This window comes from Pseudomonas sp. JDS08PS003, assembly GCF_045013505.1.
Classification (GTDB): domain Bacteria; phylum Pseudomonadota; class Gammaproteobacteria; order Pseudomonadales; family Pseudomonadaceae; genus Aquipseudomonas; species Aquipseudomonas protegens_B.
Genome location: NZ_CP120724.1, coordinates 4104632 through 4128943 on the forward strand (window position 1 = coordinate 4104632; position 24312 = coordinate 4128943).

Consider the following 24312-nt stretch of genomic DNA (forward strand, 5'->3'; position numbering starts at 1 on the left):
CCATCGGTTTCAACACTCAAGACAAAAACAACAAGAAACGAGTACCCGACATGAATGCTTCCTATGCGCTGTGCCCGCTGCTGGCAGCCCTGCTGCTGCCCCTTGATTGCTTCGCCGATGCCCCAGTTGCGCCTCGTAGCGGGCCGCTGTCCGGTCTGGGCGACTACCTGGCCGACCGGGGCATTACGCCCCACGTGCAGTTTCTCAGCCTGGCCATGAAGAACCTCGACACCGGCCCCCGCCCCCACAGCTTCGGCAACAGCGGCGATCTGTTCGTCGGCGCCGACATCAACCTGGGGACCTTCGCCGGGCTCGACGGCGCAGCGCTGCACTTCGAGCAGACACTGTTCATCCTCGACCACCAGACCGGCGTGCCCACCTCACGCAACTGGCAGGGCGCCGCCGGCAGCTACTTCGGCGGCGCGCCGATCCACAACGACCTCACCAGCAACCAGTTGAGCCTGCTGACCTACCAGCAGACCTGGCTCGACGGCCAGGTCGACCTGAGCCTGGGGCGAACCAACGCGCGGCGCTACTTCTATATCTACAACTGCGAAAGCACCATCACCTGCAACGACCCGATCATCGATTCTTCCACCGGCATCCTGCCGCCGCCCTACGGCAGTTGGGGCGGCTACCTGAAGTACCAGCTGACACCCCAGTGGTACGTGCACGGCGGCGCCTTCGAATCCAACCCGGTGGACTACCTGAAGGAGCGCAAGGGCCTGGATTTCAGTACCGACGACGCCAGCGGCACCAGTCTGTTGCTGGGCATCGGCAGCCAGAACCGCGATGCCTACAGCTCCCACTACGAACTCAACGGCTACTACAACACCTCCAAGCAGGTGGACCCGCTGACCGGGGCCATGGCATTCGGCAGCGGCGGCGCCTTCTTCAAGTTCCAGCAGTCGCTGTGGCGCGCCGACGCCGGCACCGGTACTGCGCCCCAAGCCTTGCTGCTGTTCGGTTCGCTGTCGGCGGCGGCCGACGATAAACAGCCCTTCAGCCAGTTCGCCGAAGCCGGGCTGACCTACCTCGCCCCCTTCGACCGGCCCCAGGACAAGCTCAACCTCAAGGCCAGCTACCTGCGCCTCAACGATCACCAACTGCGCTTCCAGCAGCAGGCACGGACCGCCAACGGCGGCGACCCGCGCCTGGGCGAGCGCAATGTCTATGCCCTGGAAGCCAACGCCCACATCGCCCTGACCCGGCAACTGGCCCTGGAGCCCAGCGTCCAGTACCTGATCAACCCGGACAATTTCTACAACCCCGAAGCCCGCGAGCTGAGCGGCAACGGCTTTGTCGTCGGCCTGCAAGTGACCCTCGACGTCGGCTCGCTGCTGGGGCTGTGAGATGGATTTCTGTGACTGCCCAAGAGGTATCCCCCATGAGTGAACACACCACGCAAACCTTCGACTACATCGTGGTGGGCGCCGGTTCCGCCGGTTGCGTGCTGGCCAACCGTCTGTCCGCCGACCCCAAGCTCAAGGTGTGCCTGATCGAGGCCGGGCCCAGTGACCGCACCGTGCTGCCCGCCGCCTATGTGTGCACCCCGGCGGGGATCATCCGCCTGATCGCCAACCCGCGCTGGAACTGGATGCATCAATTCAGCGCCCAGGCCGCCAGCGGCGACCAGCCCATCCCCTGCCCCCGTGGCCGGGTCTGGGGCGGCTCCAGCGCCATCAACGGCATGATCTACATCCGAGGTCACCGTCAGGACTTCGACCGCTGGGCTGCCGCCGGCAACCAGGGCTGGAGCCATGACGAGCTGCTGCCCTATTTCAAGCGTTCGGAGCATTTCGAACCGGGAGACTCGCCCTGGCATGGCCAGCACGGCGAGCTCAACGTCGCCGAGCAGCGCAGCCCGAGCCCAGTCAATCAGGTGTTCTATGAAGCGGCCACGGAGCTGGGCTGGAGCTACAACCCGGACTTCAACGGCCCGGAACAGGAAGGCTTCGGGCCCTTCCATGTCACCCAGATCAACGGCGAACGCTGCAGCGCGGCACGGGCCTTCCTGCATCCGATCCTGCAGCGGGAAAACCTCACCCTGCTCAGTTCCACCCTGACCCACAGAGTGCTGCTGCAAGGCACTCGCGCCAGCGGCGTGGAGATCAGTCAGAACGGACAGGTCCGTCAGTTGCAGGCGCGCCGGGAAGTGATCCTGTGCGCCGGGGCGATCAACTCGCCGCAGTTGCTGCTGCTCTCCGGTATCGGCCCGGCAGAGGAACTGAAACCCCACGGCATCCTGCCGCGCCACCCGTTGCCGGGGGTCGGCCTGAACCTGCAGGACCACCAGGACATCGTGCTGATGTACCGCAGCGACCCCGAGCTGAGCTACGGCCTTTCGCCCAAGGGACTGTTGCCCCTGGCCCGTTCGCCCTGGCAGTACCTGACCCGGCGCCAGGGCCCGCTGACCTCCAACACCGTCGAGTCCGGGGCCTTTCTGCGCCTTACGCCCGAGGACCCGGTGCCGGAGCTGGGGCTGATCGTCGCCCCGGCCCTGAAGAACCAGCCCCAGCGCCTGATTCCCGTGGGCCATGGCATCAGCCTGCATGTGGCGGTGATGCACCCGCAAAGCCGAGGTCGGGTGCGCCTGAACTCCGCCGATCCCCACGACAAACCGCTGATCGAGGCCAACTTCCTCAGCCACCCCGAGGACTTGCGCAAACTGGTGGCCGGCTTGCGCCTGGTGCGCCAGCTGGCCGCGACCCGGGCCTTCTCCCGGCGGCTCAAGGGCGAACTGGTGCCCGGCCCGCAGGTACAGAGCCAGGAGCAGATCGAGCAATGGATTCGCCAGCACCTGGGCACCGTGTTCCACCCGGTGGGCAGCTGCAAGATGGGCCATGACGAACTGGCGGTGGTGGACGATCAACTGCGGGTCCACGGCCTCCAGGGTTTGCGGGTGGCGGACGCCTCGATCATGCCGAGCCTGATCACCGGCAACACCAACGCGGCGGCGATCATGATCGGGGAAAAGGCCGCCGACCTGCTGCTGGGCACGGCACCGGCGCAACCGCGCAGCATGCCTCAAGGCGAAACATGCACTTGAACCGGGGCTCAGGGGCGCTTCGGCGCCTCGGCACTCCAGAGTACCGGCCAGTTGTCGTAGCCCAGGCCACTGCAATTGGGCATGCGCCGGTAGTCGGTGAGCTGGAAGGCCTGGCCGTCGAAGTGCCAGCTGGCCATTTCACCGCAGTCACCCATCCCGCGGCCCATGAGGAAACTGCTGAGCTCGCCGGTCTCGGGGTAATAGTTGATGCCCCCGGCATGGTCGACGCTACCGTTCGGCAATGCCTGCATCTGCAGGGGTTGCAGCGCATAGGGCGCGGTGCGCGAGCGGCTGCTGATATCGAACAGGCAGATGTAGGCGCCGCAGTCGGAGAACTTGAACACCAGCGCCTGCTGCGCGGTCAGGGGATAAAGCTCGATCCTCGGCGGCATGACGTAGTCGTCGTCCTCTTCAGACTTGGGCGGCGGCAAGGTTTTCTGCACCGCTGCCCGCAGCCCGCTGCGTTCCCGGGCACTCAGGGGCGTCACCCCGGGATAGGCGCCCAGGGCCTTGGCCGCCTGGACCCTGGGCACCGCACTGACCGGTTGCGCGCCGGGAGCCGCCAGAGCGCTGACCGTACCCAAGCGTTCCTGTACCTGATCCACCCGTTGCAGCAGATCCGGCAACCCCTTGAGCTGCACCTGGGCCGGCTCCTCTCCCGGCAGTTCCAGCACCTGCCCGGTGCGCAGCCGCGCCAGCCATTGCCGGGCCAGGGCCTGATCGTCAACCCGGTAGTACTGTTGTTGACGGGTGCTGTCGGAGGCCTCCACTTCTTGCACCAGGGCTGCCAGCAAGCCGGGTTCCAGCGGCTGGCCATCCAGGCGCAGCGCGGCCGGATCGAAGGGCGCGCCCTGGTGTTCCAGTTGCAGCTGCACCTGGCCCTCGGGACCGGCCTGGCTGCGGATCAACAGGGTCAGGTGGTTGACCTGCTCGGCAAAGGCGATGTTCGGCGCGTAGAGCAGTTGACAGTCGCGGCGGTTGTCGCACGCGCTGATCCAGCCTTCTTGCTGCAGCCACAGCGGCGTCAGTTCCGGCAGCTCTCGAGCCAGGCACGGCGTGGCGCCAAGCGCCAGCAGGGACAACACAACGGCACGCAGCATGACGACGCTCCTTGTCGGGCAAAGGCGCGGATTCTGCCATGGTCGAAAGGCTTCGAATACAGCCATTGGCGACGGTCTGTGCAACGCCACGCGGCCCCCGCGGTCAACCTTGCCCTTCCCGCGGTCTCAGGGGCCGGGCGCCTCGGCCACTGGCGGGTTCGTCAGCCCCTGGCGCGCCCGGTATTCCCCCGGTGCGGTCTTGGCGTAGCGCTGGAAAAACCGACTGAAATAGGCCGGATCCTTGAAGCCCAGCTGGTAGCAGATTTCATTCACCGAGCTGGCGGTGAACAGCAGCAAGCGCTTGGACTCTTGCATCAGGCGCTCGTACACCAGGCGTTTGGAGGGCAGATCGGCGATGCGACGGCAGACGTCGTTGAGGCGCGCTTCGGTGACCCCCAGCGTGCTGGCGTAGCGCGCCAGGGGCCAGTGCTCCAGGTAGCGGGCCTCGATCAGTTCGTTGAAGCGATGGAAGATCTGCAAGTCTTCATGCCGGGCCGGGCGGGCCTTGAGGGAATTGGCCGAAAGCCTGAGCAGGCTGATCATCAGCAGCCGGGTCAGGGCTTCCAGGGCCGGCTCGCGCCCAGCCCCCTGCCCGCCGATTTCCTGCTGCAACTCCTGGAACAGAGACTCCAGGCGCCGCACCTCACCGGCAAACTCCGGCCCCAGGCGCGCCAGCGCCACACACACCGGCGGCACCTGGGGCGCGGGGGCCAGCGTCGGATCGGCACCGATCAATTCCCACACCAGCTGTTGGCGCACGGTGAGTACGTGGCCTTCGCTGTCGGCCTCGGTGACGAAGGCATGGGGAATGGTCGGTGGCGTGAGAAAGAACATCGGTCCCGACTCCAGGTATTGCTGGTCGTCCAGATAGACCCGCACCGCGCCGCTTTGCACGTAATGCACCTGGAAGAAGCGGTCGTGGCGATGCACGGGCATGTTGCGCCCGAAGAAGCCGGCGAGATTGCTCAGCTTGTCGTAATGCACCTGGGCATCGGCGTAGCGCTGATCGTAGACCTGGCCGATGTTGATATTGGGAATGGGTTGGCGTGGGTTCATGGCACCCTTCTGTTTTTATTTTTCAGCACGCAGAGCGTTGGCATCCTGCGGGATTCACGGCTTGCCCGCCAGTGCACGAAGCAATCGATCAGGCTGTCGCTTGACGATCGTTAACATATTAAATATAACGTTAATACATTAACGAATTCACCCCGCGAGCGGCAAGCGCATTGCGGGCCCCGACACCAGGAACCAGGAGACGCTCGATGAGCCGTGCACTGAACGATCACGCCGGCGGCACCCTGTTCGGCGTTGCGCTGAACTACCAAGGGTTGCTGCAGAGCCATCTGCAAAGCTTCACCCAGCCGCCCTACCAGAAGCCTCCGGTGAAACCGGTGCTGTTCATCAAGACCCCCAACACCCGCAATACCCATGAGGCGCCGGTGGTGTTCCCCAAGGACGTCGAACGCCTGCAACCGGGCCCGGCCCTGGGGGTGGTGATCGGCAAGCGTGCCAGCCGCGTGCGCCTGGAGGACGCCCTGGAGCATGTGGCCGGCTACACCATCGTCAACGAGTTCAGCCTGCCGGAAGACAGCTACTACCGCCCCGCGGTGAAGGCCAAGTGCCGGGACGGCTTCTGCGCCATCGGCCCGCAACTGGTGCCGGCCGCCCAGATCAGCGACCCCCACGACCTGAGCCTGGAGCTGTTCGTCAACGGCGAGCGGGTGCAGCACAACAGCACCGCCAATCTGGTGCGCAGCATCCCTCAGCTGATTGCCGAGATCAGCGAATTCATGACCCTGCATGCCGGAGACGTGCTGATCACCGGCACCCCCGAGGGCCGGGTCGATGTGCGGCCCGGCGACCGGGTCGAAGTACAGATCAGCGGCCTGGGCCGCCTGGCCAACAGCATCGTTGCCGAATGAGGAACTGACATGAAACACGCGCGCATCCGTTATCAGGGCCAGGTCCACCAAGCTCGGGTCACCGGCCCCAATACCCTGGAGCTCGAAGACGGCCGGACCCTGGCCGAGGATCAGGTGCAGTGGCTGCCACCGGCCACCGGCACCATGTTCGCCCTGGGCCTGAACTACGCCGACCACGCCGCCGAACTGGCCTTCAAGCCGCCCACCGAGCCCCTGGTGTTCATCAAGTCCCCGGGCACCTACACCGGCCACCAGCAGGTGACCTGGCGCCCGGACAACGTCGCCTACATGCACTACGAGTGCGAGCTGGTGGCAGTGATCGGCAAGACCGCACGCAACGTCAAGCGCGAGGACGCCCTGGACTACCTGGCCGGCTACACCCTGTGCAACGACTACGCGATCCGCGATTACCTGGAGAACTACTACCGGCCCAACCTGCGGGTGAAGAATCGCGACGCCACCACGCCAGTCGGCCCGTGGATCATCGATGCCGCCGAAGTACCGGAGCCCAACAAGCTGACCCTGCGCACCTGGGTCAATGGCGAACTGCGTCAGCAAGGCAGCACCGCCGACATGATCTTCGACATCCCTTACCTGATTGAATACCTGTCCGGCTTCATGACCCTGCAACCGGGGGACATGATCGCCACCGGCACCCCCGAAGGCCTGTCCGACGTGGTGCCCGGCGATGAGGTGGTGGTGGAAATCGAAGGTGTCGGCCGGCTGGTCAACCGCATTGTCAGCGAGCGCGATTTTTTCGCCCATCACGCCCAACCAGAGCCCACTGCCGTGGCCAAGGAGCACGCATAAATGATCAAACACTGGATCAACGGCCGCGAAGTCGAAAGCCGTGAAGTGTTCACCAACTACAACCCCGCCACCGGTGAAGCCATCGGCGAGGTGGCCAGCGGTGGCGCCGAGGAAATCGCCCAGGCGGTGGCCGCGGCCAAGGACGCCTTTCCGAAATGGGCCAATACCCCGGCCAAGGAGCGCGCCCGGCTGATGCGCCGCCTGGGCGCTTTGATCGAGGAGAACGTGCCGCATCTGGCGGAGCTGGAAACCCTGGACACCGGCCTGCCGATCCACCAGACCCGCAACGTGCTGATTCCCCGGGCCTCGCACAACTTCGACTTCTTCGCCGAGGTCTGCACCCGCATGGATGGCCACAGCTATCCGGTGGACGACCAGATGCTCAACTACACCCTGTACCAGCCGGTGGGCGTCTGCGCCCTGGTGTCGCCGTGGAACGTGCCGTTCATGACCGCCACCTGGAAGACCGCACCCTGCCTGGCCCTGGGCAACACCGCGGTGCTGAAGATGAGCGAACTGTCGCCACTGACCGCCAATGAGCTGGGCAGGCTGGCGGTGGAAGCCGGGATTCCCGCCGGGGTGCTGAACATCGTCCAGGGCTACGGCGCCACTGCCGGCGATGCCCTGGTGCGCCACCCGGACGTGCGGGCCATCTCCTTCACCGGCGGCACCGCCACCGGCAAGAAGATCATGCAGACCGCCGGCTTGAAGAAGTACTCCATGGAACTGGGGGGCAAGTCGCCGGTGCTGATCTTCGAGGACGCCGACCTGGAACGGGCCCTGGACGCCGCACTGTTCACCATCTTTTCCCTGAACGGCGAGCGCTGCACCGCTGGCAGCCGGATCTTCATCCAGGAAAGCGTCTACCCGCAGTTCGTCAAGGAATTCGCCGCTCGGGCCAAGCGCCTGATTGTCGGCGACCCGCAAGACCCCAAGACCCAGGTCGGTTCAATGATCACCCAGGCCCACTACGACAAGGTCACCGGCTACATCCGCATCGGTCTGGAAGAAGGCGCAACGCTGCTGGCCGGCGGTCTGGAACGCCCGGTCAACCTGCCGGCGCACCTGGCCCGCGGGCAGTTCATCCAGCCCACGGTGTTCGCTGACGTGGACAACCGGATGCGCATCGCCCAGGAAGAAATCTTCGGCCCGGTGGTGTGCCTGATCCCGTTCAAGGACGAGGCCCAAGCCCTGCAACTGGCCAACGACACCGAATACGGCCTGGCCTCCTACATCTGGACTCAGGACATCGGCAAGGCCCATCGCCTGGCCCGGGGCATCGAGGCCGGGATGGTGTTCATCAACAGCCAGAACGTCCGCGACCTGCGCCAGCCCTTCGGCGGCATCAAGGGCTCGGGCACCGGCCGCGAAGGCGGCGAGTACAGCTTTGAAGTGTTTGCCGAGATCAAGAACGTCTGCCTCTCCATGGGCAGCCACCACATCCCGCGCTGGGGCGTGTAAGGTTCAGAACCGTCCCGGATCACGCCAACAATAAGATGTTTCAGGAGAAGCACCATGGGCGAAGTCGTCATGGCCGCCAAGGTCTGCCACGTACCATCGATGTACCTGTCCGAACTGCCGGGCAAGCACCACGGCTGCCGTGAGGCGGCCATTGCCGGGCACAAGGAAATTGCTCGCCGCGCCCGGGAGCTGGGGGCCGACACCGCGGTGGTGTTCGATGTGCACTGGCTGGTCAACAGCGGGTACCACATCAACTGCGGTGAAGCCTTCAACGGCACCTACACCAGCAACGAGTTGCCGCACTTCATCAAGAACATGACCTACGACTACCAGGGCTGCCCGCCTCTGGGAGAGCTGATTGCCGCCGAGGCCAACGCCGCCGACGTGCGCACCCTGGCCCACAACATCCCCAGCCTGGAGCTGGAGTACGGCACCCTGGTGCCCATGCGCTACATGCACATGGACGTGCCCACCGCCGAGCACTTCAAGGTGGTGTCCATCGCCGCCTGGTGCGCCTGGCACCGGCTTGAGGACAGCTTCACCTTCGGCGCCGCGGTGCGCCGCGCCATCGAGAAGAGCGACCGTAAGGTCCTGGTGCTGGCGTCCGGTTCGCTGTCCCACCGTTTCTCCAACGACCGCGAGGCCGAGGCCAACATCCACAACTGGACCCGGGAATTCGACAAACAGGTGGACCAGCGGGTGGTGGAACTCTGGCAGCAGGGTCGCTTTCGCGAGTTCTGCGCCATGCTCCCGGACTACGCCACCAGCTGCCACGGCGAGGGCGGCATGCATGACACGGCGATGCTCCTGGGGCTCTTGGGCGGCGCTGAATACAACCGCCCGGCCGAGATCATCACCCCGCTCTTCGGCAGCTCCGGCACCGGTCAGATCAACGCCATTTTTGAAATTTAGAAGCAGCTGCAAGCTCCGAGCTACCCGCTGCAAGACGACATCGACAGCAGCGACAAACCACAAGCGCCAAGTCACAGGAGTCCCCTCTTGCGGCTTGTAGCTTGCCGCTTGCCGCTGCCTGCGAAGGAGGCCCTCATGCCCCATTTCATCGCTGAATACACCGACAACATCGAACAGGCGGCCGATCTGCCAGGGCTGTTCTCCAAGGTTCATGACTACCTGGGCGCCACTGGCGTGTTTCCCCTTGGGGGCATTCGCAGCCGCGGCGTGCGCCTGGACACCTGGCGCATGGCCGACGGCAAGCACGACTACGCCTTTGTCCATATGCGCCTGCAGGTGGGTGCCGGTCGTGACCTGGCCACCCGGCGACAAGTAGCCGAGGGGCTGTTCGAAATCATCAAGGCGCACTTCGCCGAGCTGCAGGCGCAGCGCTTGCTGGCCCTGTCGTTCGAGATGAGCGAGCTGGATGCCGAACTGAACTTCAAGCACAACAACGTGCATGAGTTTCTGCGCGGACAGGCCTGAGCATTGTGCCGGTGCTTTCGCCGGCAAGCCGGCTCCTACCAACGCCCATGTGCCCCGTAGGAGCTGGCTTGCCAGCGAACAGGCCCGCAAGCCTTGCGCCAACCCAAAGTGCGCTTTCGCCGGCAAGCCGGCCCACACAAGAACAATAACGAGATCGCCCCATGTCCCATCCCGCAATCGCCGAGGCTCCTGTGGCCGAGGTCAACGACTGTTATCGCAAGATCACCTGGCGCCTGATGCCGTTGTTGTTCGTCTGCTACATCTTCGCCCACCTGGATCGGATCAATATCGGCTTCGCCAAGTTGCAGATGACCCAGGATCTGGGCTTCAGCGACAGCGTCTACGGCCTCGGCGCCGGGCTGTTCTTCGTGGCTTACGCGCTGTTCGGGGTGCCCAGCAATCTGGCCCTGGACCGGGTCGGGCCACGGCGCTGGATCGCTTTCCTGATGCTGGTCTGGGGCTTGCTGTCCAGTGCCCTGATGCTGGTGGACAGTGCCTGGGGCTTCTATGCCCTGCGCTTTCTGCTGGGGGTCGCCGAGGCGGGTTTCTTCCCCGGCATCCTGGTGCTGCTCAACCGCTGGTACCCCGCCAGTCGCCGCGGTCAGGTCACCGCGCTGTTCGCCATCGCCGTGCCCATGGCCGGAGTGATTGGCGGGCCCTTGTCGGGGTGGATTCTGGAAAGTTTCCACGACTTCGGCGGCCTGCGCGGCTGGCAATGGATGTTCCTGATCGAAGGCTTGCCCGTGGTGTTGCTCGGGCTGGTGGTGCTCAAGGCCCTGCCGGAAAGCATCGAGCAGGTGAACTGGCTGACCCCGGCGCAGAAAACCCAGCTGTTGCAGGCGCTGCAACAGGAAGAACAGCGCAAGTCCATCAACCGCTTCAGCGACATCCTCACCGACCGCCATGTCTGGCTGCTGGTGTGCATCTACTTCGCGGTGATGCTGGCGGTGAACACCATCGCCTTCTGGATGCCGACCCTGATCCACCACGCCGGCATCGCCCGGGACAGCAACGTCGGCATGCTCAGTGCCCTGCCCTATCTGGCCGGCTGCCTGTTCATGCTCGGCGTTGGCCGCTCCTCGGACCGCCTGCGCGAACGCCGCTGGCACCTGGGGGTACCACTGCTGATGTCCAGCCTTGGCCTGATCCTCACCGGGCTGGCCCCGGAAAACCCCTGGCTGGTGATGTTCGGCCTGCTGGTGGCGGGCATGGGCGCCAGCGCCGCGCTACCGATGTTCTGGCAGTTGCCGCCGGCCTTTCTCGCCAGCAGCACCCAGGCGGCGGGCATTGCCCTGATCAGTTCCTTCGGCAGTGTTGCCGCTTTCCTCGCGCCCTACCTGATTGGTGTGGTGCGTGACGCCACCCAAAGCGCCAGCCTCGCCCTCTATGCCCTGGCCCTGCTGATCGCCCTGGGCGCCTGGCTGGTGCTGCGGGTGCCTGCCCATATCGTCAACCCTCGGGAGAAATAAACATGCTCAGCCCCTCGGATATCCAAGAGGCCGCCGCACGCCTCAACGCCGCCGAACGCAGCTGCGAACAGATCGGCCAGTTGTCCCTGCAATACCCGGCCATCAGCATCGAAGACGCCTACGCCATCCAGCGCAGTTGGGTGGAGCAGAAGATCCGCGACGGCCGCAAGCTGGTGGGCCACAAGATCGGCCTGACGTCCCGGGCGATGCAAGTGTCGTCCAACATCACCGAGCCGGATTTCGGCGCCCTGCTGGACGACATGCTGTTCGATGAAGGCAGCGACATTCCGTTCCAGCGCTTCATCGTGCCCCGGGTCGAAGTGGAGCTGGCGTTCATCCTCGGCAAACCCTTGAAAGGCCCCCACTGCACCCTGTTCGATGTGCTGGACGCCACCGACTGGGTGATTCCGGCCCTGGAGATCATCGACGCCCGCATCCAGCAGGTGGACCCGCAGACCCAGGCCACCCGCAAGGTCTTCGATACCATCTCCGACAACGCCGCCAACGCCGGGGTGGTGATGGGCGGCCGCGCCGTGCGTCCAGGGGATGTGGATTTGCGCAAGGTGCCGGCGGTGCTCTACCGCAATGGCGTGATCGAGGAGTCCGGGGTATCCGCCGCGGTACTCAACCACCCGGCCAAGGGCGTGGCCTGGCTGGCCAACAAGCTCGCGGCCTATGATGTCGGCCTGGAAGCCGGGCAGATCATTCTCGGCGGCTCCTTCACTCGCCCGGTGGCCGCCCGTCCCGGAGATGTATTCCATGTGGACTACGACCAGTTGGGCAGCATTGCCTGCCGTTTTGTCTGAGGAGACTGCCATGGACATGCCGCTGAACCTGTTCAAGCAACGCCTGCAACAGCGCGAGCCGCAGATTGGCCTGTGGCTCGGCCTGGCGGACGGCTACTGCGCCGAGCTGGCGGCCAACGCCGGTTTCGACTGGCTGCTGCTGGACGGCGAACACGCGCCCAACGATCTGCGCAGCCTGCTGGCGCAGTTGCAGGCCATCGCCCCCTACGCAGCCCAGGGCATTATCCGCCCGCCTATTGGCGATACAGCGCTGATCAAGCAATTGCTGGATATCGGCGCCCAGACCCTGCTAATCCCCATGGTGGAAAGCGCTGACCAGGCCCGTCAGCTGGTTCGAGCCATGCGTTATCCACCCCAGGGCATTCGCGGGGTTGGCAGCGCCCTGGCCCGGGCGTCGCGCTGGAACAGCATCGCCGGCTACCTGGACCAGGCGGACGAGCAGATGTGCCTGCTGGTGCAGATCGAGAACCTCGAAGGCCTGCGCAACCTGGATGAGATGCTTGCGGTGGACGGGGTCGACGGCGTGTTTATCGGCCCGGCGGATCTGTCGGCGGCCATGGGCCAGCGGGGCAACCCCGGGCACCCTGATGTGGTGGCCGCGATTGAAGACGCCATCGTGCGGATTCGTCGAGCGGGCAAGGCCGCGGGAATTCTCAGTGCCGATCAGCGACTGGCGCGGCGTTGCATCGAACTGGGGGCGAATTTTGTCGCGGTGGGCGTGGATACCACCGTGCTGATGAAGGGCCTGCAGAGTCTGGCCGGCCAGTACAAGACCCTGGACACCCCCACCAGCGAAGGCGGGGTCTATTGAGCGGCGATTGCCGACGAAGGCAATCTGACGGGTGCGGCAAGGCTTGAGGGCCTCTTCGCTGGCAAGCCAGCTCCTACAGGGCGCTTATGCGGGGGTGCTGGCCAGGCGCCAGAGCCGGGCGATGTCGGCGGCGCGTTCGCGCAGCAGGCGCGGGGCTTCGCGGCAGGCCTGTTGCAGGCTCATGGGGCCTGAGGTCAGGGCGAAGGCTGCATCCACGCCGTGGGCATACATCTGCTGGTAACCCTCGCCCAGGGTGCCGGCAATGACGATCACCGGAACGCCCTGCTCCCGGGCAATGCGTGCTACGCCAAAGGGGGTCTTGCCGCGCAGGGTCTGGGCGTCGAAGCGGCCCTCGCCGGTAATCACCAGATCGGCACCGCACACGGCCTGCTCCAGGCCCACCAGCTCCGCCACCACTTCCACGCCGGGGCGAAATTGCGCGCCGAGGAACGCCTTGGCGGCAAACCCCAGGCCGCCAGCGGCGCCGCTGCCGGGCTCGTCACGGACATCCCGGGTCAAGACGCCGGCACACAGGTCGGCGAAGTGCCCCAGAGCCCGGTCCAGCGCTTGCACTTGTTGCGGCGTGGCACCTTTCTGCGGACCGAAGATCGCCGAGGCACCGTGATCGCCACAAAGCGGGTTGTTGACGTCGGCGGCGATTTCAAAACGCACCTGGGCCAGACGCGGGTCCATGCCATCGGGCTCAATGCCGGCCAGATCAGCCAGGGCCAGACCACCACGGGGCAATACCTGACCCTGGCGATCCAGCAATTTGAGACCCAGCGCTTGCAGGGCGCCGGCGCCGCCATCGTTGGTGGCGCTGCCGCCGATGGCCAGGATGATGCGTTGGGCACCGGCCTCCAGCGCGGCCAGGATCAACTCCCCCGTACCGAAGGTGCTGCTGTTGCAGGCATCGCGCTGGTCCAGCGCCAGCAATTGCAGGCCGCTGGCCTCGGCCATTTCGATGATTGCCGTGTGGCTCTGGGGCAGCCAGCCCCAGCGGGCTTCGACCGTCGCTCCCAGCGGCCCCTGGACCCGATGGCTGCGCAGTTGCCCGTCACAAGCGGCAAGAATCGACTCCACCGTGCCCTCGCCACCGTCAGCCATCGGGCATTGACGTAGCTCGGCGTCGGGCCAGACTTCGGCCAGCCCCAGGGCAATGGCCTGGGCCACGCCTTCGGCACTCAGGCTGTCCTTGAACGAGTCGGGGGCGATGATGATCTTCATGGGCTATCTCCGGTTCTTGTGCTGCCATGCTGCCATCTGGCGCAGGCGCTGACCCCGGTCCGCTGCACAAGTCCGAGGGCGCTTTATTGTTCATTGCTACAACGGCGCAGGAGACGCCGCGATCTCAAGGCCGTCAGCACCTCGACGACGAGTCGCCAGGCAGGGTCCCGGGGACCTTTGCGCCGCCTCGCTGACGCTCGGCAGCGGCTACAGGGAATGCTGTTGATCGGTGCTGTGAGGCAGTAATTGCACCCCCAGGTACAGGGCCAGCATGCCATCCAGACGCAAGGGGTCGACGCCGCTGAGTTCGGCAATCCGCTCCATGCGATAGCGCAGGCTGTTGCGGTGGATGCCCAGGGCATCGGCGCAGGCCTGGCTCTGGCCATCGTGGTCGCACCAACTGCGCAGGGTCGCCAGCAACTGGCCGTTGCTGTCCTTGGCCAGGACCTTGCGCAACGGTGTCAGCAGTTCGTCCAGGGCGTCGTCGTTGCGGTGGCGCCAGAGCATCACCGGCAAGCGGTAGCGGTTGAGGGTCAGCAGGCGCGAGTCCGGCAGGATATCGCGGCCGTAGGCCAGCAGGTCGCCGACCCGACGATAGCAGCGGCGCAATCCGGCCAGGCCATCGGCCTGCCCACCCACGGCGACCCGCAGGATGTTCCAGCCCTGGCCGTCGAGTTTTTCCAGCAGCCGCGGGTTGTCCAGGCTGAGGTTCGCCGGGCGGCACCAGAGCAGGGATGTCTTTGACGAACTGACGCACCAACTGTCCGGGTAACGGCTCATCAGCCAGCTGCTGAGGGTCTCGACGCCCTGCCCCGCGGCCTGCTCCGGCGCCAGTTCGAACAGATAGGGGGTTCGCGCCAACTGCGGTTTGAGTCCCATCTGCTGGGCTTCGTCCACCAGGCGCGGGGAGTCGCCGCTGTCGCTCAATAGCAGGGCCAGCAAATCGTCGCAGCGCTGGCGCCGCCATTGCTGCTCAGCCTGCTGGTGGCGCTGGCTCACCAGCATCTCGGCGGTCATGCGCACCAGTTCGGCGTAGGTGCGCAGCAGCGCCGGATCACCGGTGATGCCCAGCACGCCAATCAGCCGCTGGTCGTGCAGCAACGGCAGGTTAATCCCCGGCTGCACCCCCTTGAGCTGGCGCGCGGTGGGCTCGTCAATCTCCACCACGCGGCCGTTGGCCAGCACCAGTTGCGCGCCTTCGTGGCGGGTGTTGATCCGCTCCGGCTCGCCGCTGCCGAGGATCAGGCCCTGGCTGTCCATGACATTGACGTTGTAGGGCAGGATGGCCATCGTGCGGTCGACGATGTCCTGCGCCAGGTCATGATCGAGTTCGAACATAGAGGGAAGATCCTTGGACGTTGTTCAGAGGCACAGGGTCGGCAGCCAATCGCTGTGCGCAGGCACAAAGACAGCGCTCTCGGTGTGACCGAGACTCTCAGGGCGGTCAACGTTACCCTTGCACCGCAAAAAATCATAATAAAGAGAGACACACCATGTCACAGAGCGCCGCTGCCCCACTGGCCCAGGCTGACGACAAGAACGCCGTCTACAAGCGCATCACCCTGCGCCTGATTCCCTTCATCTTCGTTTGCTATCTGTTCAACTACCTCGACCGGGTCAACGTTGGCTTCGCCAAGTTGCAGATGCTCGATGCCCTGAAATTCAGTGAAACGGTCTACGGCCTGGGCGCCGGGATCTTCTTTATCGGCTACGTGTTGTGCGGCGTACCGAGCAACCTGGCGCTGAACAGGTTCGGCCCACGGCGCTGGATCGCGCTGATGATGATCACCTGGGGCACCCTGTCCACCTGCCTGCTGTTTGTCACCACGCCGACCCAGTTCTATACCTTGCGCCTGTTCACCGGGGCCGCCGAAGCCGGCTTCTTCCCCGGGGTGGTGCTGTACCTCTCGCAGTGGTTCCCGACCTTCCGCCGTGGCCGGATCATGGCCCTGTTCATGTCGGCGATCCCGGTCTCGGGCCTGTTGGGCAGTCCGTTTTCCGGCTGGATCCTCAATCACTTCGCTGCCGGGCAAGGCGGTCTCGCCGGCTGGCAGTGGATGTTCCTGCTGCAGGGCATTCCCACGGTGATACTCGGCGCCCTGGCGTTCTTCCTGCTCAGCGACAGCTTCGCCCACGCCAAGTGGCTGACGCCGGCTGAACGCGCGGTGCTGGAGGCCGACCAGGCCACGGACGCCGCCAACCAGCCGAAAACCGCCAGTGACTCCCTGACAGCCGTGTTCAAGAATCCGGCGATCTGGGCCTTCGGCCTGATCTACTTCTGCATCCAGAGCGGGGTCTACGCGATCAACTTCTGGCTGCCGTCGATCATCAAGAACCTGGGCTTTGCCGACAATCTGGTAATCGGCTGGCTGAGCGCGATTCCCTACCTGCTGGCGGCGGTGTTCATGCTGCTGGTGGGCCGCTCGGCGGACCTGCGCAAGGAGCGCCGCTGGCACCTTGTGGTGCCGATGCTGATGGGCGCCGTGGGGCTGCTGATCGCGGTGAACTTCGCCACCACCCCGGCCCTGGCCATCTTCGGCCTGACCCTCGCCACCATGGGCGCCCTCACCGGCCTGCCGATGTTCTGGCCGGTGCCCACCGCCCTGCTGAGTGCCGGAGCGGCGGCCGGTGGCTTGGCGCTGATCAACTCCATGGGCCAGATGGCCGGCTTCCTCAGCCCCTATCTGGTCGGTTGGGTCAAGGACAGCACCGGCTCCACCGATGCCGCGCTGTACCTGCTGGCCGGGGTGATTGTCGGCGGTAGTCTGCTGGCGCTGCGCATGACCCGCACCCTGAACCGCTAAGCCCCGGCCATACACAGCCCCGGCAACGACAAAAGCCCGTTCGAGCCTCTGCTCCAACGGGCTTTTTCACGCCTGGCCTCAGGCCGGTGCGCCACCTTGCTGGGCGTAGTCGTGACTGATGCTCAACTCCCCCGCCGCCGGAGCATCCAACTCCAGCACCAGGCCACCGGGCAAGCGGACGAAGATCTGCCAGATGCCGTCTTCCGGCACCTGCGCCACTTGATGCTCCAGGCCACTGGCTTGCACCCGCCGCAATACCGCTTCGGCCGCCTCCTGGGTGCTGAAGGCGATGTGGCTCAGCTGCGGCTCAGGGCAATCGGCCTGTTCGATGACGTGAACCAGCGCCTGCTGGTCCTGATACAGCCAGCGTCCGGGAAAGGGAAACGGTGGACGCCGTCCCGCTTGCAGGCCCAACAGATCGGCGAATGCCTGCTGCAACGCCTCGCCCTGGACGCAGTTGAACGCCAGGTGATCGAAGCGCCAGTTCACAGCAGGCCACCGCCATCGACATCGATCAGGCTGCCGCTGATAAAACCGTTCTCCATGGCCAGGATAAAGGCCGCGGCTACATCGTCCGGCTGCCCGACACGGCCCACCGGCAAGTTTGCAGCGGTGCGGGCGAACATGGCCTGCCGAGCCTCCTCGGGCATCCCGGCATAGGCTTCAGTGTCGGTGACCCCGGGGCTGATGACATTCACCCGACGCGGCGCCAGTTCCTTGGCCAGGTGCTTGCCCAGGGCTTCGAGGGCGGCATTGAGGGTGGTCTTGAGCACTTGCCCGGGGACCATTTTGCGCGACAGCAGACCCGAGGTCAGGCTGATGCTGCCCTGGGGCGCGAGCGTCGGCAGCGCCGCCTGGACCGCACGCCACACGCCCCAGAACTTCACCTCGAAAGCCCGCTGGGCATCCAGCAGGTCAGTGTCGGCCAGGGGCTTGGCGGCGATGGCCGGACCGGCACTGATCACCAGATGGTCAAAGGCACCCACGGCGCTGAACAGGTCACGGAGGCTGGCGGCGTCGGTGATGTCCACGGCGATGCTGCGGGCCGAGGGCGGCAACTGCGCCTGCTGCCGTTGCAGGGCTTCCAGGCTGCGCCCGGCCAGCACTACCTGTGCCCCTCGTGCGGCTGCCTGACGGGCCACGGCAGCACCCATGCCGCTACCGGCGCCAATCACCACTACGGTCTTGTGCTGCAAGCTTGCGTTGGAAAAACTCATTGCGATCACCTGGGTCATGTAAAGGTGATTGCATCTTCACAGCTTGCCAATCGAGGAAAAATCCCGCTAAAACGCAAAGATCTTTAAAGGATTTTTACTAATGAGCTCAATCCTCGACCTGGAAATCTTCATGCGCACCGCCGATTCCGGGAGCATATCCGCCGCCGCACGCTCCCTGGGCATGACGGCTGCCGCGGCCAGCATTGCCCTCAAGCGTTTGGAAACCCGCCTGGGCAGCCGCCTGCTGGCGCGCTCCACCCGCAGCATGCGCCTGACCGAAGAGGGGCGCCGCTACCTGGAAAGCGTGCGCCTGGCCCTGGCCACCCTGGAGGACGGTGAACAGGCGCTCAAGCAACAGAGCCAGGGCCTGGCTGGTGTGCTGCAACTGTCGGCCCCGTCGGACTTCGGCCGCAACGCGCTGCTGCCCTGGCTTGACGAGTTCAAGGCCGAGCACCCGCAACTGCGCCTGCAACTGCGGCTCAATGACCGCCACGCCGACCTGTTCCGCGACACCGTGGATGTGGCCCTGCGCTTTGGCGTGCCCGCGGACTCGAGTCTGGTGGCCCTGCCCATTCTCCCCGAACATCGCCGCCTGGCGTGCGCCAGCCCGGCTTATCTGGCCCGTTGCGGTACCCCGCAGTCCCCCGAGGCACTGTCGCACCACAGCGCCCTGCTTTACCTGCGTAACGGCCAACCCTATGACAGCTGGCGCTTCAGTCGTGGCGACGAGATTCGCGAGGTGTCGGTGCGTGGCGACTACCTGTGCGATGACGGCGAAGTGGCCCGACGCTGGGCCCTGGCCGGCCACGGCATTGTCTACAAGGCCCGGCTGGATGTGGCCGAGGATATCCGTGCCGGGCGCCTGGTGCCGCTGCTCGGCGACTGGCAAGGGGAACCGGCGCCGTTCAATCTGCTGTGTCCCCATCGCCTGCAGGTTTCCGAGCGGGTGCGCCTGCTGCACAGCTTTGTGTTGCAGCGCTGTCGGGCGCTGTGTCCCTGACCAGCACCGGCCCGGGGCGACTGGCCGCTGCGCGGTTCGCCGGCAAGCCGGCTCCTACACGACAGCAGAATCTCCTTGCAGGAGGCGCCATTCAGGCATTGCAGAAGCCGGGCTTTGTGGTATTTGATGGTCGCCCCAATGGCCGGAAATGCCCTGGCCACCCCTCTAGCACAAGGATTTCGCCCATGAGCTATCGCATCCTCGGCCATTCCGGTCTCAAGGTTTCCAGCCTGACCCTGGGCACCATGATGTTCGGCGAGCAGACCAACACCGAAGACTCGCTGCGCATTATCGACAAGGCCTGGGACCAGGGGATCAACTTCATCGACACCGCCGACGTCTACACCCAGGGCCGCTCCGAAGAAATTGTCGGCGAGGCCATTGCCAGCCACCGTCATGAGTGGGTGCTGGCATCCAAGGTCGGCTTCGGCCCGGCGGATGGCGTGCCCAACCGCAGCGGCCTGAGCCGCAAGCACATCTTCAACGGCATCGACGCCAGCCTGACCCGCCTGGGCACCGATTACCTGGACATCTACTACCTGCACCGCGAGGACCACGACACGCCGCTGGAGGTGAGCATCTCGGCCATTGGCGATCTGTTGCGCCAGGGCAAGATCCGCTACTGGGGCCTGTCCAATTACCGGGGCTGGCGGATTGCCGAGGCGATTCGAGTGGCCGACCAGTTGGGGGTGGACCGTCCGGTGATCAGCCAACCGCTGTACAACATCGTCAACCGCCAGGCCGAGGGCGAGCAGATTACCGCGGCCAAGGCCTATGGCCTGGGCGTCGTGCCCTACAGCCCCCTGGCTCGTGGTGTGCTCAGCGGCAAGTACGCTCCGGACGTGGCCCCGGACAGCGCCAGCCGCGCCGGACGCCAGGACAAGCGCATCCTGGAAACCGAGTGGCGGGTGGAATCTCTGCGCATCGCCCAGCAGATCCAGGAATACACCCAGGGTCGCGGGGTCGGCATCGTCGAGTTCGCCATCGCCTGGGTGCTGAATAACCAGGCGGTGAGTTCGGCCATTGTCGGCCCGCGCACTGAAGCCCAGTGGGACGCCTACACCCGGGCCCTGGAGGTGAAGATCAGCCCTGAGGATGAAGCCTTCATCGACGCCCTGGTGACCCCGGGACACGCCTCGACCCCGGGCTTCAACGATGTGAGCCATTTCGTCTCCGGTCGTTTTCCGCACCTGGGCTGAACGCTGCCGGTGGCGGCGCAAAGGCGTGCGCCACCGGCCTTGGGCTCAACCGGCTCTGCTGCACTTTGGCCTTAAACGAGAAAAAATCCCGCCGCGATGGCGCAATCAGAGCAAATATCTCGCGTCTGACCCTCTATATTCCTCCTCGCTTCTCCCCCCCTTATTTCTATGTGTCCCGAGCGTTCGGGTATTACGAGGACAGTGTGTCTAAAGGAATTGCGTTATCGGTCCTGGCGTCGGTGCTGTTTGCCGTCATGTATTTCTACACCTCCCTGCTGACGCCCCTGACCGGGGTAGAGATTTTCGGCTGGCGCATGCTGCTGACCCTACCCTGCATGACCCTGTTCATGATCTTCAGTGGCGAGTGGCACCGGGTCGGCGAAGTGCTGCGACAGGTGGCGAGCAAACCGATGCTGAGCCTGGCGCTGCTGCTCTCGTCAGCCCTGGTGGGGGTGCAGCTCTGGTTGTTCATGTGGGCACCGCTCAACGGCTACAGCCTGGATGTGTCACTGGGGTATTTCCTGCTGCCACTGACCATGGTCCTGACCGGACGCATCGTGTATGGCGAGCGTCTGTCGCGCTTGCAGAAAGTCGCCACGGTGCTGGCCTGCCTCGGGGTGCTCAACGAGCTGTATCAAGTGGGCAGTTTTTCCTGGGCGACCCTGGTGGTGGCCGTAGGCTACCCGTTGTATTTCGTCCTGCGGCGTCGCCTGGGCACCGATCATCTGGGCGGCCTGTGGCTGGACATGGCGTTGTTGATCCCGGTGGCACTGTGGTTTGTGCAAGGAGGCGAACAGGGATTTGCCGTGGTGGACAGCCATCCCGGCCTGTACCTGCTGATTCCTCTGCTGGGGGTGATCAGCGCCTCGGCGCTGGCGTGCTACGTCATCGCCAGTCGCTTGCTGGCCTTCAGTCTGTTCGGCCTGCTCAGTTATGTGGAGCCGGTACTGCTGCTGTTTGTCGCGCTGCTGCTGGGGGAAAGCATCAAGGCCGGGGAATGGCTGACGTACATCCCGGTCTGGCTGGCGGTGCTGGTGCTGGTGCTCGAAGGGGTCAAACACCTGCTGCGCCAACGCCGCAACTGATCGACGCGCCCGCATGGGCCTGGGCAGGCCAGGTTCGGGCGCCGTTGGGGATCAGGGCTTGATCTGCTTCAGCTCATTGAGCAGGGCCAGCAAGGCCTGCATCTTGTCCTCGCCAAATTGCTGCTGGATTTTCTGGTAATTGATTTCCATGTCACCGCTCATGGACTCGAAACACGCCTGGCCCTTTTCGGTCAGGGTGATGAACAGGCGGCGCTGGTCCTCCGGAGATTTGCGGCGGCTGACGTACTCATCGCGCTCCAGGCGAGTCAGCACGCCGGTCATGCTGGGCGGCAGGATGCAGGCCATCTTCGCCAACTGGTGGCTCTCCAGCTCACCGTTCTGGCGCAGGATGCGGATGACCCGCCATTGCTGCTCGGTCAAGTCGTGCTGGTTCAGCGATGGGCGGAAAAATGCCATGGCGGCCTCACGGGCCTGCAGCAGGGTCAAGGTCAGGGAAGGTCTGGGTGTTTTCATCGAGGCATCGGTCAAGGGCTGGGAAACAAAGGCGGAAACATTAACACATTCACTATCGCCAACCGACAGGCAAAATAAAGCCCGATCAGGCATGGCCTGATCGGGCTCTGTGCTCAAGCCTGCCGAGGGTTACTCGGTGGCCAGTACACCGCGACGCACCTGGTCGCGTTCGATCGATTCGAACAGTGCCTTGAAGTTGCCCTCGCCGAAACCATCGTCGCCTTTACGCTGGATGAATTCGAAGAACACCGGGCCCATCAGGGTTTCCGAGAAGATCTGCAGCAGCAGGCGCTTGTCACCGGCTTCCGAGGAACCGTCCAGCAGGATGCCGCGGGACTGCAACTCATTGACCGGCTCGCCGTGGTTCGGCAGGCGACCTTCGAGCATCTCGTAGTAGGTTTCCGGCGGCGCGGTCATGAAGCGCATGCCGATCTTCTTCAGCGCGTCCCAGGTCTTCACCAAATCGTCGGTGAGGAAGGCCACATGCTGGATGCCCTCGCCGTTGAACTGCATCAGGAACTCTTCGATCTGCCCGGCGCCCTTGGACGATTCCTCGTTCAGCGGGATGCGGATCATGCCATCCGGAGCGGTCATGGCCTTGGAGGTCAGGCCGGTGTATTCGCCCTTGATGTCGAAGTAACGGATCTCGCGGAAGTTGAACAGCTTCTCGTAGAAGCCGGCCCAATAGGCCATGCGCCCGCGATACACGTTGTGGGTCAGGTGATCGATGATCTTCAGGCCGGCACCCGGTGGGTTGCGGTCCACGCCTTCGAGGTAGACGAAGTCGATGTCATAGATCGAGCTGCCTTCACCGAAACGGTCGATCAGGTACAACGGCGCGCCGCCAATGCCCTTGATCGCCGGCAGGTTCAGTTCCATCGGGCCGGTTTCAATGTGGATCGGCTGGGCGCCGAGTTCCAGGGCGCGGTTGTAAGCCTTTTGCGAGTCCTTGACCCGGAACGCCATGCCGCACACCGACGGGCCGTGTTCGGCCGCGAAGTAGGAAGCGACGCTGTGGGGCTCGTTGTTGAGGATCAGGTTGATCGCGCCCTGGCGGTACAAATGCACGTTTTTTGAACGATGGGTCGCGACTTTGGTGAAACCCATGATCTCGAAGATCGGTTCGAGGGTGTTGGGGGTAGGCGATGCGAATTCGATGAATTCAAAGCCCATCAGGCCCATTGGGTTTTCGAAGATATCTGCCATGGTTGGCGCCTCATCATATTTTTAGAATTAACGGATCGTTAGTTGCTATCAATGCTGAGGAAAGAAGGTGGTGCGCAGGAGATACCCCGCACGCTGCGGGCGAGGAAGTCACCGTAGATCAGTTGAAACCCGAGAATCTTCATTTCGACCCTGTCTTACAGGCTGGGGGACGAGGCTTCTGCTGCCAGAAGACTTTATTATTGTATGCGTAACCGGATTCTACACAGCGTAAAAGCCTTTGTCCGCATTCTCTATAAAATCGCCTTTTTCGCCTGGCCCGCAAGGGGTTTGTTGCACTGGTAGATGCCGCCGAGAATCAACACCCCGCCCAATCCCATCACCAGGCTCAGTTGCTCTCCCAGCAACAGTGCGCCCAGCAGCACTGCCGTCAGCGGGTTGAGGGCAATGAACACTCCGGAGCGGGTGGCACCGATGCGTCGCAGGCCGTCGTAGTACCAGATATAGGCCAGCGCCGATCCCAGGACACCCAGGTACAGCAGGCTCAAGCCCTGGCTCAGGTCCAGGCGGACAATGGCATGCAGGTCGAACTCGCCCCGGGCCAGGGTCGTGGCCCACAGCATCAGGGTTCCCATCAGGATCGAATAGGTGACGGTCTGCAACGGGCCGAGGTGCTGATTGAGGTCTTTGGAAAACAGCGAGTACACCCCCCAACCCAGGACGCAGCCGAGTATCAACAGGTCGCCATACCAGCCCCCTGCCCCGGCAGCCAGGGCCGAAGGATCGCGACTGCAGATCACCAGGGCGGCACCGCTCAGGCACAACAGGATGCCCAGCAACTTGCGCCGGCTCAGGCGCTCCTTGAACAGTGCCCAGGACGCCAGGGCAATCAGTGCAGGATTGAGCGCCACGATCAAGGATGCCCGCGATGCGTTGACCTGTTGCAGGCCGAGGAAGAAGCACAGGTTGTAGAAGAAGATGCCGAAGAACCCCAGGAGTGCCAGTTGGCCGAGCTGCTTGAGGCTGGGGCGGACCAGGGCAATACGCGCCACCGCCATGAAGCCAAGTAGGGCCAGGCTGGCGAGCAAGAAACGCAGGCTGGCAGCCAGCAAGGGGGAAAAGCCACCGGCCAGGTAACGTCCGGCGACGAAGGTGCCGCCCCAGATCATGGTCACTGCTGCCAGTTTGCAATAGACCACCAGGTCCCCGTGATCGGCCGCGAGGGGGCCGCTAATACCGCTTTCATTCATGTTCATGCTGCTCTGTGGCCGTGGATT

At 64.5% G+C, this 24312-nt stretch carries 23 protein-coding genes; 14 read left to right on the forward strand and 9 right to left on the reverse strand.

Annotated features, from left to right (window positions below; genetic code table 11):
- The first annotated feature begins 50 nt into the window (after nt 1-50).
- Both P7C00_RS18120 and P7C00_RS18125 read left to right on the forward strand, forming a co-directional pair.
- Complete coding sequence (locus tag P7C00_RS18120; RefSeq protein ID WP_404937015.1) at nt 51-1352, forward strand: carbohydrate porin; 1302 nt, start codon at nt 51-53, stop codon at nt 1350-1352.
- A 35-nt stretch (nt 1353-1387) separates the two neighbouring features.
- Complete coding sequence (locus P7C00_RS18125; protein WP_404937016.1) at nt 1388-3049, forward strand: GMC family oxidoreductase; 1662 nt, start codon at nt 1388-1390, stop codon at nt 3047-3049.
- 8 nt (nt 3050-3057) lie between these two features.
- Here the strand turns inward: P7C00_RS18125 and P7C00_RS18130 are convergent, their stop codons facing one another.
- The gene (locus tag P7C00_RS18130; RefSeq protein ID WP_404937017.1) at nt 3058-4149 is read right to left on the reverse strand and encodes a DUF1176 domain-containing protein; all 1092 of its coding nucleotides are present in this window, start codon (nt 4147-4149) and stop codon (nt 3058-3060) included.
- Nucleotides 4150-4275: 126 nt separating this feature from the next.
- Nucleotides 4276-5205 carry a 4-hydroxyphenylacetate catabolism regulatory protein HpaA gene (hpaA, locus tag P7C00_RS18135; protein ID WP_346635410.1) on the reverse strand — a complete coding sequence of 310 codons (930 nt, stop codon included), beginning with the start codon at nt 5203-5205 and terminating at the stop codon, nt 4276-4278.
- Nucleotides 5206-5411: 206 nt separating this feature from the next.
- On the opposite strand from hpaA, the gene P7C00_RS18140 reads away from it, so the two are divergent.
- The 8 genes from P7C00_RS18140 to hpaI all read left to right on the forward strand — a co-directional run bounded on the left by P7C00_RS18140 (nt 5412) and on the right by hpaI (nt 12865).
- Complete coding sequence (locus P7C00_RS18140) at nt 5412-6071, forward strand: fumarylacetoacetate hydrolase family protein (protein WP_346635411.1); 660 nt, start codon at nt 5412-5414, stop codon at nt 6069-6071.
- A gap of 9 nt (nt 6072-6080) precedes the next feature.
- Nucleotides 6081-6881: a fumarylacetoacetate hydrolase family protein gene (locus tag P7C00_RS18145; protein WP_346635412.1), complete on the forward strand. Its 801-nt coding sequence runs from the start codon at nt 6081-6083 to the stop codon at nt 6879-6881.
- Nucleotides 6882-8342 carry a 5-carboxymethyl-2-hydroxymuconate semialdehyde dehydrogenase gene (gene hpaE / locus P7C00_RS18150; RefSeq protein ID WP_325984799.1) on the forward strand — a complete coding sequence of 487 codons (1461 nt, stop codon included), beginning with the start codon at nt 6882-6884 and terminating at the stop codon, nt 8340-8342. It begins immediately after the preceding gene.
- Nucleotides 8343-8396: 54 nt separating this feature from the next.
- On the forward strand, nt 8397-9254 hold the full coding sequence (hpaD, locus tag P7C00_RS18155) for a 3,4-dihydroxyphenylacetate 2,3-dioxygenase (protein WP_404937018.1): 858 nt from the start codon (nt 8397-8399) through the stop codon (nt 9252-9254).
- 135 nt (nt 9255-9389) lie between these two features.
- Nucleotides 9390-9779: a 5-carboxymethyl-2-hydroxymuconate isomerase gene (locus P7C00_RS18160; RefSeq protein ID WP_325984803.1), complete on the forward strand. Its 390-nt coding sequence runs from the start codon at nt 9390-9392 to the stop codon at nt 9777-9779.
- Between the two features lie 161 nt (nt 9780-9940).
- Nucleotides 9941-11248, forward strand: coding sequence for an MFS transporter (locus P7C00_RS18165; protein ID WP_346635414.1), 1308 nt, complete (start codon nt 9941-9943; stop codon nt 11246-11248).
- 2 nt (nt 11249-11250) lie between these two features.
- Nucleotides 11251-12054, forward strand: a complete 804-nt coding sequence (hpaH, locus tag P7C00_RS18170; RefSeq protein WP_404937019.1) for a 2-oxo-hept-4-ene-1,7-dioate hydratase — start codon at nt 11251-11253, stop codon at nt 12052-12054.
- Nucleotides 12055-12064: 10 nt separating this feature from the next.
- Nucleotides 12065-12865, forward strand: coding sequence for a 4-hydroxy-2-oxoheptanedioate aldolase (gene hpaI, locus P7C00_RS18175; protein ID WP_346635415.1), 801 nt, complete (start codon nt 12065-12067; stop codon nt 12863-12865).
- Between the two features lie 84 nt (nt 12866-12949).
- Here the strand turns inward: hpaI and P7C00_RS18180 are convergent, their stop codons facing one another.
- Both P7C00_RS18180 and P7C00_RS18185 read right to left on the reverse strand, forming a co-directional pair.
- A complete protein-coding gene (locus tag P7C00_RS18180) occupies nt 12950-14092 on the reverse strand; it encodes a glycerate kinase (protein WP_346635416.1) in 1143 nt (380 codons plus the stop codon).
- Between the two features lie 207 nt (nt 14093-14299).
- Nucleotides 14300-15430 (reverse strand): sugar diacid recognition domain-containing protein, encoded by a 1131-nt coding sequence (locus P7C00_RS18185; RefSeq protein ID WP_346635417.1) that lies wholly within the window; start codon nt 15428-15430, stop codon nt 14300-14302.
- A gap of 155 nt (nt 15431-15585) precedes the next feature.
- Here P7C00_RS18185 and P7C00_RS18190 point away from each other — a divergent pair, with 155 nt between their 5' ends.
- Nucleotides 15586-16896: an MFS transporter gene (locus tag P7C00_RS18190; RefSeq protein WP_346635418.1), complete on the forward strand. Its 1311-nt coding sequence runs from the start codon at nt 15586-15588 to the stop codon at nt 16894-16896.
- Between the two features lie 78 nt (nt 16897-16974).
- Here P7C00_RS18190 and P7C00_RS18195 read toward each other — a convergent pair whose 3' ends face one another.
- Both P7C00_RS18195 and P7C00_RS18200 read right to left on the reverse strand, forming a co-directional pair.
- Entirely contained in the window at nt 16975-17385 is a 411-nt protein-coding gene (locus P7C00_RS18195; protein WP_404937020.1) for a hypothetical protein, read from the reverse strand.
- A complete protein-coding gene (locus P7C00_RS18200) occupies nt 17382-18113 on the reverse strand; it encodes an SDR family oxidoreductase (RefSeq protein ID WP_404937021.1) in 732 nt (243 codons plus the stop codon). Before P7C00_RS18200 ends, P7C00_RS18195 begins: the two co-directional genes overlap by 4 nt.
- 100 nt (nt 18114-18213) lie before the next feature.
- Between P7C00_RS18200 and P7C00_RS18205 the strand changes: the two genes are divergently transcribed.
- The 3 genes from P7C00_RS18205 to rarD all read left to right on the forward strand — a co-directional run bounded on the left by P7C00_RS18205 (nt 18214) and on the right by rarD (nt 21397).
- Nucleotides 18214-19113, forward strand: coding sequence for a LysR family transcriptional regulator (locus tag P7C00_RS18205; protein ID WP_346635421.1), 900 nt, complete (start codon nt 18214-18216; stop codon nt 19111-19113).
- Nucleotides 19114-19298: 185 nt separating this feature from the next.
- Nucleotides 19299-20312: an aldo/keto reductase gene (locus P7C00_RS18210; protein WP_346635422.1), complete on the forward strand. Its 1014-nt coding sequence runs from the start codon at nt 19299-19301 to the stop codon at nt 20310-20312.
- 203 nt (nt 20313-20515) lie between these two features.
- Nucleotides 20516-21397, forward strand: a complete 882-nt coding sequence (gene rarD, locus P7C00_RS18215; protein ID WP_346635423.1) for an EamA family transporter RarD — start codon at nt 20516-20518, stop codon at nt 21395-21397.
- Nucleotides 21398-21448: 51 nt separating this feature from the next.
- Here rarD and hpaR read toward each other — a convergent pair whose 3' ends face one another.
- The 3 genes from hpaR to P7C00_RS18230 all read right to left on the reverse strand — a co-directional run bounded on the left by hpaR (nt 21449) and on the right by P7C00_RS18230 (nt 24285).
- A complete protein-coding gene (gene hpaR / locus P7C00_RS18220) occupies nt 21449-21871 on the reverse strand; it encodes a homoprotocatechuate degradation operon regulator HpaR (RefSeq protein WP_123725484.1) in 423 nt (140 codons plus the stop codon).
- A 129-nt stretch (nt 21872-22000) separates the two neighbouring features.
- Nucleotides 22001-23077 (reverse strand): 4-hydroxyphenylpyruvate dioxygenase, encoded by a 1077-nt coding sequence (hppD, locus tag P7C00_RS18225; protein WP_346635425.1) that lies wholly within the window; start codon nt 23075-23077, stop codon nt 22001-22003.
- A gap of 251 nt (nt 23078-23328) precedes the next feature.
- On the reverse strand, nt 23329-24285 hold the full coding sequence (locus P7C00_RS18230) for a DMT family transporter (protein ID WP_404940037.1): 957 nt from the start codon (nt 24283-24285) through the stop codon (nt 23329-23331).
- Nucleotides 24286-24312: the final 27 nt, after the last annotated feature.